Source organism: Coriobacteriaceae bacterium, from assembly GCA_025992705.1.
In the GTDB taxonomy this organism is placed as follows: Bacteria; Actinomycetota; Coriobacteriia; order Coriobacteriales; family QAMH01; genus QAMH01.
The window spans coordinates 1,232,434-1,246,729 of the sequence record DAJPGJ010000001.1 but is presented as its reverse complement, the minus strand read 5'-3'; the positions used below and the strand labels follow the sequence as shown (position 1 = coordinate 1,246,729).

Sequence of the window (14,296 nt, the reverse complement as noted above, 5' to 3'; positions counted from 1 at the left end):
TTGCCAGAGGAGTTTTCGATGGCATCAGATGAGATGGCACATACCGAAGAGGAGCAAGTGCTCGACAAGGTACTCACCGCTCCTAACGTGATTACGCTCGTGCGCCTGCTGCTTCTCCCGCTCTTTCTCTGGCTTCTCTTTGCCACGCCCCATCACATTGCGGCGCTCGTCGTGTACGCCGTCGCCGCCTCGACCGATTGGGTCGATGGCCAGGTCGCACGTCGCACGCATCAGGTTTCCAAGCTCGGCAAGCTCTTCGATCCCTTCGTCGACAGGCTGCTCATCGCCGTCGGGGTTATCGCCATCTTCATACTTGGGCGTCTGCCCCTGTGGATACTCGTCTATCTCATCGTGCGCGACCTCTGCCTGTTGCTCGGGGGACGCTATCTACTCGCCAGGGTCGGCAAGGTTCCGCCGGTCGTCTATGTCGGAAAGTTTGCGACTGCCTTCATCATGATTGGCTTTTGCTTCCTCCTGCTCGGGATGCCTCTGCTTCCCGGTCTCGGGCTTGCCGATGCGCCTGTGTGGCTCCCCGGTTTTGGCGGCGATGAGGCCCTGCTCGGCATCTGGTTCGTCTACGCAGGTCTCATCTGCTCGATAATCGCCTTCGTCATCTATGTCATAAAGGGCATTCGCCTTCTCGCAAAAGCATCCTGAACAGGGCATATCAAGGTTCTGTGCAGCTTTTGCGCAGGAGAATTAAATTTTGCTTAATCGTTTAATTATGCAGGGTACCTCTCGTGTCATTGGTGGTATTCTTAGCAGTCACATATTGCCCGATAGAAGAGGTTTGAGCACAGGTGACCGATTCGACTAACAAGCCAGAGCCCAGCAAGCGAATGCGACCCGCATCGGGTGCGTCTGCCTTCAAGCCGACGGCACGCAAGTCGGTGAAGCAACCTGCCTCCAAGCCCGTGCAAACCCCCAAGGCAGAGGCCATTCCCAAGGCTTCGAAACCCGCGAAGGCGGCAAAAGTTCCCAAGTCATCGAAGACCTTGCGTATTCCCAAGGCCACGCGCGCCTCAAAGATTCCGCGCACGACCACCACCTCGAAGGCGAGCAAGGCCGGTACGCTCTCAAGCGCGCCGAGCCGTCTCAGCAGCTCGTCCTCTCCCTGGGCTTCGAAGAGCGGCTCGTCTACCACGCAGGGTTTTGGCGCAATCGGCGGTGATCAACAATCGAAGGCTCGTTCGGCTCAGTCCGCGCGCAACGCGTTCGGGCGCTTCTCCCGCACGCAGGCGGCAAGTCCCAATGCCCGTGCGCGCGAAAAGGGCATGCCCGCAGCACGCACCCCAAGCACCTCGAACGAGTTCATCGCCTATACCAAGTCGCACCTCCAGATCATGATCCCGGTCTTCATCATCGTCGCGCTTCTGCTCATATACACGTGCGTCGACATCTTCTCCTCGTTTGGCAGGATTCACCCTGGCGTCTCCGTGCAGGGTATCGAGGTTGGTGGCATGAGCGTGCAGGATGCCGCCACCAAGATCAACGAGGAGCTTTCCCCCAAGCTCTCCAATGCGCACGTGACCATTTACGAGAGTGCCGATATTGCCTCGGCCGATGGGGCGCAGATTCCGTCAGGTGGCATCGAGCAAGCTCATGCCGACGAGACGGCGGCGGGCTCGGACATCAACGATGACGGCACGATCGACAAGTGGAACATAACGGCCGAGACCATCGGTGCCTACGTCGATGGCGAAGCGCTTGCCGAGGAGGCCTATCTCGTGGGTCGTCAGGGCAATTTCGTCGCCGAGCGCTTCTTTTCCTGGTTCGGCGGCACGCATCTCGACGCCACCGTCTCCGTGCGCGACGAGCGCTTCAATGCACTTGCGACGGAGATCAACCAGGAGATCGGTTTGCCCATCGTGGATAGCACCATACGCATCGAGGATGGCGCCGTCTCCGTTGCCAACGGTAGCGACGGCTGGTCGGTCGATGCCCCCACCTTTATCAAGCGCTTCAGTGCGAGCGCGTTCTCGCCTGACAATTTCCCCTTCGTCATCCCGATGAAGACCGATCCGATGCACATCAGGCCGGCCACCGCCCAGAAGGTCGCCGATGACGTCAAGGCGGCCATCGCCGAGAACGTCACCATCGTGCATGACCCTGACACCTGGACGCTCGACACCGCAGACCTTGGTGAGCTCATCAGCCTGCAGGTGCTCACGCCCGATGAGGTGCTCGTCTTCGGCAGCGGCACGCAAAAGGTCGTCGCTGACGGCACGACGGTTTCGAATTACGACACCTCGGCCTGGGTCGATCCGGATTCGGGCTATGTCCTGCAGGCATACGTCGATCAGGAGAAGACCGATCGCTATTTGGTCGGCATCCTTGGAGCGGCTGCAACGGGAGGCGCCACTGACGCCTACTTCGACACGAGCTCCGGCGAGGTGGTGCTCGTCGCTGCCGTCGAGGGCTACGGTCCCGATCGATCCGCCGCAGAGATCGCCTTACAGGACCTGCTTTTCGGCGAGCCGGATGCCACGACGGCGAGCAGCCGCACCATCTCGCTCGTAGACGTTACCATCCAACCTGAGCTCACCACCGAGAAAGCGCAGGCCATGGGCATTACCGAGCGCCTCGCAACTTGGACGATTCCGCTGTCGGGCTCCTCGGAGCGCATCAACAACATCAAGTTGCTCTGTCGCCTCATCAATAACTCCCTCGTGGCACCGGGTGCGACCTGGTCGTTCAATGGCACCACGGGCGAGCGTACGGCCGAGAAGGGCTTCCAGACGGCCCCCGTCATCGTCAACGGCAAGCATGAGGACCAACTCGGCGGCGGCATCTGCCAGATCGCGACATGCATCTTCAACGCCGCCTGCTTCTCGGGCCTCGGCATCCAGGAGCGCGTAAATCACGACTTCTACATCGCTTCCTACGATGATTACGGTTTCGCCGATGCCACGGTCTCGTGGAAGTCGCCCGATCTCAAATGGGTCAACGACATGTCGACCTACGTGCTCATGACGGCAAACGTGACCGATGATAACGTCGTCGTCAGTTTCTGGGGTACCAAGGATGGCCGCACGGTTGACTGCCAACGCGGCGATTGGAAGGCCGGCGACAAGTACGTCTCGATCACCGAGGTTGATCCCGAGCTTGCCCCGGGCGAGCGCAAGATGACGCAGAGCGGTCAGGATGGTCGCAGCATTGACATCCGCTACCTCGCAAAAGCCGCTGACGGTACGGTGTTGCACGATGTCACCTTCCACTCGATTTACTCGGCGCAAAATGAAATCATCACCGTAGGCCCCGACACACCAGCTCCGGCTTCTGCTGCCGATCCGCCTGCGGCCGAATAATGGCATTGCGGGGCGCTGCCCCCGGATGATAGAAAGTGGCACGATTCCAGGAAGGCAAGAGGCATGGCGTACCAAGACGAAATAACCCACATGGATCGGGGAAAGCTCGAAGAACTGCAGCTCGAGCGCTTGAGGGAGACCCTCGTCAACTGTTACGAGAACATCGACTTTTACAAGAAGACCTTTGACGAGGCGGGATTCGACCCGCATACCGTCGAGTCGTTCGAAGATCTTCAAAGGGCTCCCTTCACCACCAAGCAGGACATGCGCGATGCCTATCCCTATAAGCTCTTCGCCGTACCTCGTGAGGACGTGAAGGAAATCCACATGTCGAGCGGCACGACGGGCGTTGCGACCGTGTCTGGTTATACCGATGCCGACATCCGCTCCTGGGGCGATTGCTTTGCGCGTGGCATTGGCTACGCAGGTGGTGACGTCGACGACGTCGTGCACGTTTGCTACGGCTACGGTCTTTTCACGGGCGGTCTCGGTGCGCACTACGGTGGTTTGGCCGTGGGTGCGGAGACCATCCCGATGTCCGCTGGCAATACGAAGCGCCAGATCAAGGTGCTGCAGTCCATGGGCTCTTCCATCCTGTGCTGCACGCCGAGCTATGCCATGCACATCGCGGATACGGCCATCGAGATGGGTCTTGACCCGCGCAAGGACTTCACGCTCAAGGCGGGCATCCATGGCGCCGAGGCCTTCTCGGACCAATTCCGCAAGAACCTCGAGGACAAGCTTGGCTACAAGGTCTATGACGTATATGGACTGACCGAGGTCATGGGGCCGGGCGTTGCCATGGAATGCGGCGAGCAAAACGGCCTGCATGTCGCCGAGGACCACTTCTTCGTCGAGATCCTCGATCCCGAGACCCACGAGCCCGTGCCCGACGGCGAATGGGGCGAGCTCGTCATCACCACGCTCACCAAGGAGGCTTCGCCGGTCGTGCGCTACCGCACGCGTGACATCACGCGCATCATGCCCGGCGAGTGCGGCTGTGGTCGCACGCATCGTCGCATCGACCGTCTGCATGGCCGCACTGACGACATGTTCAAGGTCCGTGGCGTCCAGGTGTTCCCGAGCCAGATCGAGAACGTATGCGCCGCGTTCCCCGAGATCGCGGACTGGTATCAGATCGAGCTCACGCGCGAAGGTGGTCTCGACATCGCCACGCTCAAGATCGAAATCAATCCCGATTTCCCGATTGACGAGATTCGCAAGATCGAAGAACTGCAACGTCGCATGCAACAGGCGCTCAAGGACGAGCTCGCCGTCAGCATCAATATCAAGATCGTCGAGCCGCACACCATCCAGCGCTCCGAGGGCAAGGCCGTGCGCATCGTTGACCTGCGTGATGGGGAGGACAAGTAATGATTGACCAGCTTACGGTATTTCTCGAGAACACAAAGGGCCGTCTCACCTCTCTGTGCCGCGCCTTGGGTGACGCGGACATCCAGATGCACTCGCTGGCTCTGGCAGACACGACCGACTACGGCATCGCGCGCATCATCTGCGATGACCCGAAGGGCGCGGTCGCAGCCATTTCCGAAGCCGGATTCACGGCCAACCTCACGAAGGTCGTCGCCGTCGAAGTGCCCGATGTTCCGGGCGGCCTCGCCAGCGTGCTCGACGCGCTCGATGACGCCGGCATCAACATCGAGTATTGCTATTGCTTTGCGGATGCCGACAAGGGCGCGACGGTCGCTTTCAAGGTCGACGAGTCTGCGATTGGCACACTCGAAGGGGCCGGCTTCAAGGTGCTTCATCCCGAGGACCTCTACAAGACCGCACAGTAGTCGCAAGGGAGATCCATGCAAGTCAGCCCGCATGACATAGGCTCGAAGATGCAGGTGCTTGCGCGTCAGCGTGGGCACCTGACCTCGCTTGCCGGCATCGCGCTTGCGCTCGTGCTTGCGTGCGCGCTGTGTCTTGTTGCGCCGGGCACTGCCCATGCTGCCATCAACGGAAACGACTACGTCGGACAGTCAACGGTCAACGACCGCGGCATGAACATCACCGAGGCTCCGGCTATCGAGTCTCCCTACGGCATACTCGTCGATGAGGACGGTAACGTCCTGTGGGCGCGCGGGCAAGACGAGCATCGTGCGATGGCCTCCATCACCAAGACGATGACGGCAATCGTCGCGCTCGAAAACGGTGACCTTGACGAAGTCTTCACCGTTTCGCCTCGTGCGGCATCCGTGGGAGAGTCGAGCGCGGGACTGGTTGCCGGACAACAGGTCACGTTGCGCGACCTCGTCTCTGGTCTCCTCGTTCACTCGGGTAACGATGCCTCCATGGCCATCGCCGAGGGCATTGCGGGTGGCGAGAAGGAATTCGTTCAGATGATGAACGCGAAGGCCCAGCAGATGGGTCTCGTGAACACCCAGTTCCAGAACCCGCACGGCCTCGACGCCGAGAATCACTATTCATCTGCCGCAGACATCAGCGTCATCGTGCGCTATGCCATGCAGGACCCGACCTTCCGCGAGATCGTCGGCATGAAGTCTTGCACGCTCAACCTGAGCGGAGAGCCCAAGGAGCTGCTCACGACCAACGCGCTGCTCGCCACCTGGGATGACTGCATCGGCGTCAAGACCGGCTTCACGAACAAGGCGGGCCAATGCCTCGCGGCTGCCGCCAGCAAGAACGGTGTCGAGCTCTACGCCGTCGTGCTCGATTCCACCGACGAGGTTCAGCGATTCATCGATGCCTACAAGCTTCTCGATTGGGGCTTCACCCATTATCGTCCGTATACGCTCGCGTCTGCCGGACAGGTGCTCGTCGATGCCCCCATGAGCGGCTTTCTCGACAAGACCGTAAAGGCGGGCGTCTTGGAGGAAGTAACGGGCATGGTCTTCGACTTCAACGGTGACATCGCGATTGACGTGCGCCTCACCGACAAGCCCGATGGCGTTGCCAAGGGAGATACCGTCGGCACCATCACCTGGCGTCAGGGCGAGAACATCGTCGCTTCGGTTCCCCTCGTCGCGCTCGAGGACAAGATGGGACCGTCACCCGTCACTTCGGTCATTACCTCGCTCGTGCGCTGCGTCGGCGTGATCACCGGCGACCAATGCGTAGCCCAGAGCACCGTCTACGCGCAGGCGCCCGAAGTCGAGCGTGTGCAGAGCACGGCTGGTCAGGGCATGAACGCCGAACTCGAGATGGACATTCGCGATTACGTCGCTGCATACAATGCTGCGGTCTATGGTTATGGCTCCTGACGTATCGCATTACGGTGCTAGAATAGCTGCCATGTGTTTTGGCATTTGAAAGGATGTATCGTGCCTGCTTCCAGTTTTGTCTGCCCCATCTGCAATGAGCCCGTCGATGGTTCGCAAACCTCATGCCCACGCTGCGGCTTCAAGTTCGTCGGGGCAACGCAAACCTTCAACCCCGTCGTGACGCAGGTCGACGAGCAAGCATACGAGCTCGAGAGCTCCACACCCGAGCTCGAGGTGCTTTCCGGCCCCTATGCGGGGGAGAGCTTCGCGCTTGGTGATGGCACCTTCACCGTCGGACGCGACCCTAAGTGCGACATTTTTCTCAGCAACATGACGGTTTCGCGTCACAACTCGACCATCGTCATCGATGGCGCACACGCTAAGATCATGGACGCCGATTCGACTAACGGTACCTGGGTCGATGGCAAGATCGTGGACGAGGCGGAGCTCGTGCCGGGCACGCATGTCCAGATCGGCACCTTCGACATGGTCTTCAAGCGCGTCAAGTAAGCCCATAATCGAGCGGGAATAGAGGTTACCGTGCCCATCACCGATTACCTGCGCCATAACGCTGCCGCGTATGGCAACGAGATTGCCCTTGTCGAGATTAACCCCGAGGTTCTCGAACGCAAGCACGTCACCTGGCGCGACTACGACCTCATCGAGAGCACCGATCCGGAGCCCTATAGGCGCGAGATTACCTGGAGCGTGTTCGACGAGAAGGCAAACCGTTTCGCCAACCTGCTTCTCTCGCGTGGCGTGAAGAAGGGCGACAAGGTTGCCATCCTGCTCATGAACTGCCTTGAATGGCTGCCCATCTACTTTGGCATACTCAAGAGCGGTGCCACTGCCGTTCCGCTCAACTTCCGCTATACCGCCGAGGAAATCGCCTACTGCATCAAGCAGGCAGACGTCGACATACTCGTCTTCGGTCCCCAATTCACCGGACGCGTCGAGGAGATCGCCTCCGAGATCGCCCACGGCAGGTTGCTCTTCTACGTGGGGGAGGACTGCCCGACCTTTGCCGAGAACTATCGTGAGCTCACGGCCAACTACCCGAGCACCGATCCGGCCATCCCTCTCAACGAGGACGAGGACGCCGCCATCTACTTCTCGAGCGGCACGACGGGTTTTCCCAAGGCCATCCTCCATCATCATCGCAGTCTCACCCAGGCAGCGGAGATGGAGCAGCACCATCATGGCCAGACACACGATGACACGTTCCTTTGCATCCCACCGCTCTATCACACGGGTGCGAAGATGCACTGGTTCGGCAGCCTCATTTCCGGGTCCAAGGCCGTGCTCCTGCGTGGCGTTACGCCGCAGAGCATCTTCGATGCGGTCTCCAATGAACATTGCACCATCGTCTGGCTGCTTGTTCCCTGGGTGCAGGACATCTTGCTTGCCATCGAGGAGGGCAAGATCGATCCTACGGCCTACGTGCTCGATCAGTGGCGCCTCATGCACATCGGCGCCCAGCCCGTTCCGCAAAGCCTCATCAAGCGCTGGAAGGAGATCTTTCCCGCGCATCAGTACGACACCAACTACGGCTTGTCGGAGTCAACCGGTCCGGGCTGCGTGCATCTTGGCGTCGAGAACATCGATCACGTCGGTGCCATCGGCGTGCCGGGGTATCGTTGGGTTGTCAAAATCTGCGATAACGAGGGCAACGAGGTCCCCGATGGCGAAGTCGGAGAGCTGTGGGTCAAGGGACCGGGTGTCATGGTCTGCTACTACAACAACCCCGACGCATCCAACGAATCCATCAAGAACGGCTGGCTGCTCACGGGCGATATGGCGCGCAAGGACGAGGATGGCTTCATCTGGCTCGTCGATCGCAAGAAGGACGTTGTCATCAGCGGTGGCGAGAACATCTATCCCGTGCAGATCGAGGATCATCTTGCAGCGCATCCGGCCGTGAAGGACGTTGCCGTCATCGGCTTGCCCGATGAGCGCCTCGGCGAGATCGCCGCTGCCGTGGTCGAGCTCAAACCCGATGTCGAGCTACATGAGGGCGAGCTCGAGGAGTATTGCCAGGCCTTGCCGCGCTACAAGCGTCCGCGCAAGTACATCTACGCTGATGTCCCGCGTAACGCGACGGGCAAGATCGAGAAACCCAAGCTGCGCCAGATTTACGGCGCTGCCAATATCGTCGAGCTCGAGAACGAGGGCTAGACATTCGAAAGGACACATAATGCAGAAGCTCCTATCGGGAAACGAGGCCATCGCCCAAGGTGCCTGGGAAGCGGGCGTACGCGTGGGCGTCGGCTATCCGGGGACTCCCTCGACCGAGACGCTCGAGAACCTCTCTACCTACGATGACGTGTACTGCGAGTGGTCACCCAACGAAAAGGTCGCCCTCGAGGTCGCGCTTGGTTCTGCCATGGGCGGGGCACGAAGTCTCGCGACCATGAAGCATGTTGGCGTCAACGTCGCGGCAGATCCGCTTTTGAGCGCATGCAATACTGGTGTCAACGCCGGGCTCGTCATCTTGGCCGCAGACGACCCCTCGATGTTCTCCTCGCAAAACGAGCAGGACTCGCGCAATTACGCCGCCTTTGCCCGCGTGCCGATGCTCGAGCCGGCCGATAGTGCCGAGGCGTATGAGTTCATCCAACGCGCCTTCGAGATTTCCGAGGAATTCGACACACCGGTCATGATTCGCGAGTCGATGCGCATCGCGCATACCAAGTCGCTCGTTTCCTGCTCTGACGAGCGTGCTGACGTTGAGCTGCGCGAGTTTACGCCCGATCCTTCCAAGTACGTCATGATGCCCATGTATGCGCGTGGTCGCAGGCAGGCCGTCATCGAGCGCACGCGCAAGCTCGTGGAGCTTGCCGACACAAGTGACCTCAACCGCATCGAACTGCGCGACACGTCCATCGGCATCATCGCGAGCGGCGCGGTCTATCAGCACGTGCGCGAGGCATTGCCGCAGGCAAGCACCTTGAAGCTCGGCCTCTCCTGGCCGCTGCCACCTGCCAAGCTCCGGGAATTCGCCGATGCCGTCGATCATCTCTACGTCGTCGAGGAGGCGTGTGACTACTTCGCCGAGCATGTCCATGCCCTCGGTATCACCACCGAGCAACCACCGGTATCTCCGCTACCCGAAGCAGGCGAGCTCACGCCCGCCCTTATCAAGCAGGCCTTCGGTGCCGGGCTTCCCGAGGTCTATCCGCCCTGCGAGGACTTGCCGCCAAGGTCTCCCTCGCTTTGCGCCGGATGTCCGCATCGCCTCGTCTTCACGGTGCTGCGTGACATGAAGGCCGTTGTGAGCGGCGATATCGGTTGCTACACGCTTGGTGCGACACCGCCGCTGAGTGCCGTGCATTCGACCATCGATATGGGCGCTTCGCTCTCCGTCGCCCACGGTCTCGAGCTTGCCGATGTCACGGAACGCACCAAGCGCCCCGTCGTTGGCGTCATCGGGGACAGCACCTTCGCGCATTCGGGCATCACGAGCCTGCTCGGTACCGTCTACAACGCCGGGGTGGGCACGCTGTGCATACTCGATAATCGCACCACCGCCATGACCGGCTGCCAGGGCAATCCCTGCAACGGGATCACCTTGCATGAGCAGGTGCGGGGCGTGAATCCCCTCGCCGTCGAAAAAGGCAAGCGACTCGATATCGAGGCGTTGTGTCGTGCACTCGGCGTCGATGACGTCCGTAGCGTCGATGCCCAGGATTACGAGGCGGTCAAGGCCGCGCTCAAGCAGGCTACGGGTACGGATAACCTCACGGTGCTCGTCTTCCACAGCCCCTGCCGTCTCATCGATCGCTCGCGCGATGCGGTCGCCGTCGTGAACGAGTGCCGCGCTTGTGGCAAGTGCGTACGCATCGGTTGTCCGGCTATTGGCAAGGACGCCGAGGGCCGCGCGGTCATCGATCCCACCCAATGCATTGGCTGCTCGCAGTGCGTTCAGGTATGCCCGTTTGGCTGCATCAGCAAGGAGGGGGAGTAATCATGGCACAGGCGACGGATACGACAACCGTCCTGCTCGTGGGCGTTGGCGGTCAGGGAACCATCCTCGCAGGCGACTTGCTTGCAAAGACCGCCGCTGCCAGTGGCTACGATGTCAAGATTTCCGAGATTCACGGTATGAGCCAACGCGGCGGATCGGTTTCCACGGTCGTGCGCTTCGGTAGCGACGTTGCTTCGATGATCTGCGATCCGGGTTGCGCGGATGTCGTGGTGAGCTTCGAGGCAATCGAGGCCCTACGCGCTCGTCAGTTCCTTGCCGTCGATGGCGGGAAGCTCTTTGTCAACGATGAGGTCATCACGCCCGTGAGCGTTGCGATCGGCAGCGGAAAGATGCCCGCAGACATCGATGCGGAGCTCGATGCGCTCGACGCCGTACGCATTGACGCGAGCGGCATTGCGCGTGAGGCTGGTAGCCCCAAGTCGACGAACGTCGTGCTCATGGGCGCGCTTTCGACCGCATTGCCCTTCGAGGCGCAGACCTGGCGCGAAGTCATCGCAAAGCGCGTGCCACCCAAAACCGTGGATGCCAACCTCGCCGCCTTCGATGCGGGTCGCGAGACTGTCGCGTGACGCTAGTCCGTTCCATATCACGCTCGATCTTGGCACTCGTCGCGCTTGCGCTCGCGCTCTGCCCGCTTTTCACGTTGACGGGTTGTTTTGGCATGAAGCAACCGCCTCAAATCGCCGCGCATGTCAATGGCGTCGCCATTCCCGAGGATAAGGTCACGGAGTTCATCGAGGGTTTTCGCAGCAAGAACGCGCAGTACGAGACCGACTCGGGTTGGGCTGAGTTTCTCAAGTCGAACGGCTACACCTCGGAGACCTTGCGCACGTATGTGCTCAACACGGTTTTCATCCCGCAGGAGCTCATTCGCCAAGAATGTGCCAAGCTCGGCATCCAGGTTGGCGACACGGAGCTCGACGAGGTTATCAAGCAGGAGAAATCCTATTACGAGCAGCGCTATGGCGCGAACTCCTGGGACAGCGTGCTTGCCTCCTACGGGTATGACGAGGAATCATGGCGCGAAAACGAACTCAACCGCCTGCTCGAGGAGCAACTGCGTAGCATGGTCATCGATGCCGTCACGCCCACCGAGGCAGAAATCCAGGCTCAGGCAAACGAGTCCGCTTCCATGTACAACGGCAAGGATTCCTATTACATCCAATTCGCCTCCCAACAGGAGGCGCAGGCCGCACGTGACCGCATTGCCGCATCGGGCGAGCGTGTCACGCTCGGGGAGTTCGAGCGTCTCGGCAACGCCGTCCATGCAGGCTGGAACTCGCTGCCATCCACGCGCGATGCCATGAGCATCGAATACATTCAGGCCGTCGGTGCACTCGATGTCGATACCGTATCCGAGCCCATCATGGTCGACGGTAATTGGACGCTCATCTTCTGCGATGCGGCTTTCAACGTGGGTGCTGGCGGTGAATCCGTCGTGATCAGAACCATTCCTCCCGATATATACGAGCAAATCGTTGCCGATGCCACCGAGATCAAAGCCGATCAGCTCTTCAATGAGTGGCTCCAGAAACTTGCCTCCGAGTCGGATATCACGATCGAGCCCATGCCCGCGGGGCTTCCCTATAACGTGAGCTCGACGTATCTCGAGTAGGCCGGCATGAGCGACGGCACTCGGATCATCGGGCGCATTGCGCCAAGCCCCAGCGGCGAAATGCATCTGGGAAATGCCTTCTCGGCGCTGCTTGCCTGGGTTTTCGCACGTTCGGCAGGGGGAGGTTTCGTCGTGCGCCTCGAGAATCTCGACGAGCGCTGCCAGAACCCCGCTCTTGCGCAAGGCGTTCTCGATGACCTGCGTTGGCTTGGTATCGATTGGGATGATGATCCTCTCGTGCAGACCGGGCGTCTGCATGCATACGAGGAAGCCCTTGAGCGCGTCGGTGAGAAGGTGGAGCTCTATCCCTGCTTTTGCTCGCGTGCCGATTTGCATGCTGCCTCGGCCCCGCATGCCTCGGATGGCACGCCGTTGTATGCGGGTACCTGTTACCGTCTGGACGCGGCTGAGCGCGACGCGCGTGCGGCAACGCAGCGTCACGCGCTGCGCCTGCATGTGCCCGACGAGACGATCTCCTTCGTCGATGAAATCCAGGGTTCTTATGAGCAGGACCTTGCGAGCGAGTGCGGGGATTTTGTCGTACGTCGCAGCGATGGCGTCTTCGCATACCAGCTTGTCTGCGTCGTCGATGATATCGCCCAGGGCGTGACGCAGGTCGTGCGGGGAAGCGACCTGCTTTCCTCAACCCCACGCCAGATTCTGCTCTACGAGCTACTTGACGCGCCCGTTCCGAGCTTTGCCCACCATCCGTTGCTGCTTGCACCCGATGGCAGACGCCTCTCCAAGCGCGATGGTGACACCACCATCGCGGGCATGCGCGAGCGCGGCACCGCCCCTCAAGCCATCGTCGGGTACCTGGCGCACCTTGCGGGGCAGGTCGAGGCGGGGGAGTGCATGAGCGCGGCCGAGCTGCTAGACGTCTTCGACATGCGCAAAGTCCCGACGCGGGACATAACGGTCGATTTAGGATGTCTAGAGGCCTAGGAGACTCCGGCTACGCATGTCGATGCCCTCGCGCAGGCACGCGAGGTCGATATCGCGTATGCGAGCGAGCCCGTCGAGGACTGATTCAAGGCTGTGTATCACGTCGTGCACGCTCGTGGGCTCGTCTGCTACGGCGGGCAGGTCGCTTTCGACGAGCAGTCGTGCTTCGGGGATGATGCGAGCGTACTCACGTCCACGCTTGGTCGACAGCATGCGCGTTCCCACGGAAAACAGGCAACCATCTTCGATTGCGCGCGCGAGCTGATCGGAGGGACCTCCATACGAATGTAGGATGCACGTGCAGCGCCCGAGGCACCCCGAATCTTCGAGCACATCGAGCAGTTCGCGTTCTGCCTTCACCGAGTGCATCGAGATGAGCACGTCGCCTTTTGCAGCACAGAGGGCTGCAATACGCGTAAAAGCCCTCATTTGGGCATCCTTTGTCGAGACGCGCGTGGGCCAAAAGTCGAGGCCGACCTCGCCCACGAAGCGCGTGCCAGCGAGCTGAGTGGCGAAGGCGTCGAGCGCATCATCGAGCGTGCCGAGTTCGGGCGTGTCGACCCACCAGGGATGCAAGCCAAGCCCCAAGCGCATGGTAGGGATGCTGGCGAGCATGGGGGAGAGGCGTGCATATTCGCCAGGCGTGACGGTGTTGGCGAAGGACGCGATGCCCGCATCGGCGAGCGCATGCGCGAACGTTGCAGGGTCATCTGCGAAGCCCGCGTGCATGTGCATGTCGACGAGGTGGGTCATGAGGCCTCCGTTCTCGCCCTGGATTATACGCGCTGGCATGCTGCTCCGTTCCGCAGTTTGCCTGTGTTGCCGCAATGCTTGAAAAGGTGAATTTAGTTGCAATATCGTCCCTGCGTACTGACGAATAGGAAAAAAAGGAAAGCTCAGGAAAAGAAGAGCTGAGCGCCATAACAACCAAATTACCCCCTTGCGTCAACAAAGCGTATTGGTATAATTGCCCTCGCGTCTTTTCAAAGACCCACGGGGATATAGCTCAGCTGGGAGAGCGCATGACTGGCAGTCATGAGGTCAGGGGTTCGAACCCCCTTATCTCCACCAAAATTATCAGGGGCCGTTCGGCCCCTTTTTCTTTGCCCATTTGTACGCTGACAAGCCTTCGAGTAAAGGTCTAGGCAATGGGCCGCGGGAATGGTGCGAAGGCGAGGTCCAAGGGAGCGCGCCGTAAAGACCGCGAAGCGGG

12 protein-coding genes and 1 tRNA gene are annotated in these 14,296 nt (G+C 60.4%); 12 read left to right on the top strand and 1 reads right to left on the bottom strand.

Annotation, left to right across the window (positions count from 1 at the left end; all coding sequences use genetic code 11):
• The first annotated feature begins 18 nt into the window (after positions 1-18).
• The 11 genes from OIM11_05660 to gluQRS all read left to right on the top strand — a co-directional run bounded on the left by OIM11_05660 (position 19) and on the right by gluQRS (position 13,083).
• Positions 19-657 (top strand): CDP-alcohol phosphatidyltransferase family protein, encoded by a 639-nt coding sequence (locus OIM11_05660; GenBank protein ID HJJ00608.1) that lies wholly within the window; start codon positions 19-21, stop codon positions 655-657.
• Positions 658-800: 143 nt separating this feature from the next.
• Positions 801-3,308, top strand: coding sequence for a VanW family protein (locus tag OIM11_05655; GenBank protein ID HJJ00607.1), 2,508 nt, complete (start codon positions 801-803; stop codon positions 3,306-3,308).
• 63 nt (positions 3,309-3,371) lie between these two features.
• Positions 3,372-4,682 carry a phenylacetate--CoA ligase gene (locus OIM11_05650; protein HJJ00606.1) on the top strand — a complete coding sequence of 437 codons (1,311 nt, stop codon included), beginning with the start codon at positions 3,372-3,374 and terminating at the stop codon, positions 4,680-4,682.
• The gene (locus tag OIM11_05645) at positions 4,682-5,107 is read left to right on the top strand and encodes an ACT domain-containing protein (protein ID HJJ00605.1); all 426 of its coding nucleotides are present in this window, start codon (positions 4,682-4,684) and stop codon (positions 5,105-5,107) included. The genes OIM11_05650 and OIM11_05645 overlap by 1 nt, the downstream gene beginning before the upstream one ends.
• Before the next feature lie 15 nt (positions 5,108-5,122).
• Positions 5,123-6,538, top strand: coding sequence for a D-alanyl-D-alanine carboxypeptidase (locus tag OIM11_05640; GenBank protein HJJ00604.1), 1,416 nt, complete (start codon positions 5,123-5,125; stop codon positions 6,536-6,538).
• Between the two features lie 60 nt (positions 6,539-6,598).
• Positions 6,599-7,048 carry an FHA domain-containing protein gene (locus OIM11_05635; protein ID HJJ00603.1) on the top strand — a complete coding sequence of 150 codons (450 nt, stop codon included), beginning with the start codon at positions 6,599-6,601 and terminating at the stop codon, positions 7,046-7,048.
• Between the two features lie 30 nt (positions 7,049-7,078).
• Positions 7,079-8,713, top strand: a complete 1,635-nt coding sequence (locus OIM11_05630; GenBank protein HJJ00602.1) for an acyl--CoA ligase — start codon at positions 7,079-7,081, stop codon at positions 8,711-8,713.
• A gap of 19 nt (positions 8,714-8,732) precedes the next feature.
• A complete protein-coding gene (locus OIM11_05625; protein HJJ00601.1) occupies positions 8,733-10,502 on the top strand; it encodes a thiamine pyrophosphate-dependent enzyme in 1,770 nt (589 codons plus the stop codon).
• Positions 10,503-10,504: 2 nt separating this feature from the next.
• A complete protein-coding gene (locus tag OIM11_05620; protein HJJ00600.1) occupies positions 10,505-11,092 on the top strand; it encodes an indolepyruvate oxidoreductase subunit beta in 588 nt (195 codons plus the stop codon).
• The gene (locus tag OIM11_05615) at positions 11,089-12,138 is read left to right on the top strand and encodes a SurA N-terminal domain-containing protein (protein ID HJJ00599.1); all 1,050 of its coding nucleotides are present in this window, start codon (positions 11,089-11,091) and stop codon (positions 12,136-12,138) included. Before OIM11_05620 ends, OIM11_05615 begins: the two co-directional genes overlap by 4 nt.
• 6 nt (positions 12,139-12,144) lie before the next feature.
• Entirely contained in the window at positions 12,145-13,083 is a 939-nt protein-coding gene (gene gluQRS / locus OIM11_05610; GenBank protein HJJ00598.1) for a tRNA glutamyl-Q(34) synthetase GluQRS, read from the top strand.
• Here the strand turns inward: gluQRS and OIM11_05605 are convergent.
• Entirely contained in the window at positions 13,072-13,875 is an 804-nt protein-coding gene (locus tag OIM11_05605) for a TatD family hydrolase (GenBank protein ID HJJ00597.1), read from the bottom strand. The two genes, gluQRS and OIM11_05605, sit on opposite strands and share 12 nt — an antisense overlap.
• Positions 13,876-14,078: 203 nt before the next feature.
• On the opposite strand from OIM11_05605, the gene OIM11_05600 reads away from it, so the two are divergent.
• A tRNA-Ala gene (locus OIM11_05600) sits at positions 14,079-14,154 on the top strand.
• The last annotated feature ends 142 nt before the right edge of the window (positions 14,155-14,296 follow it).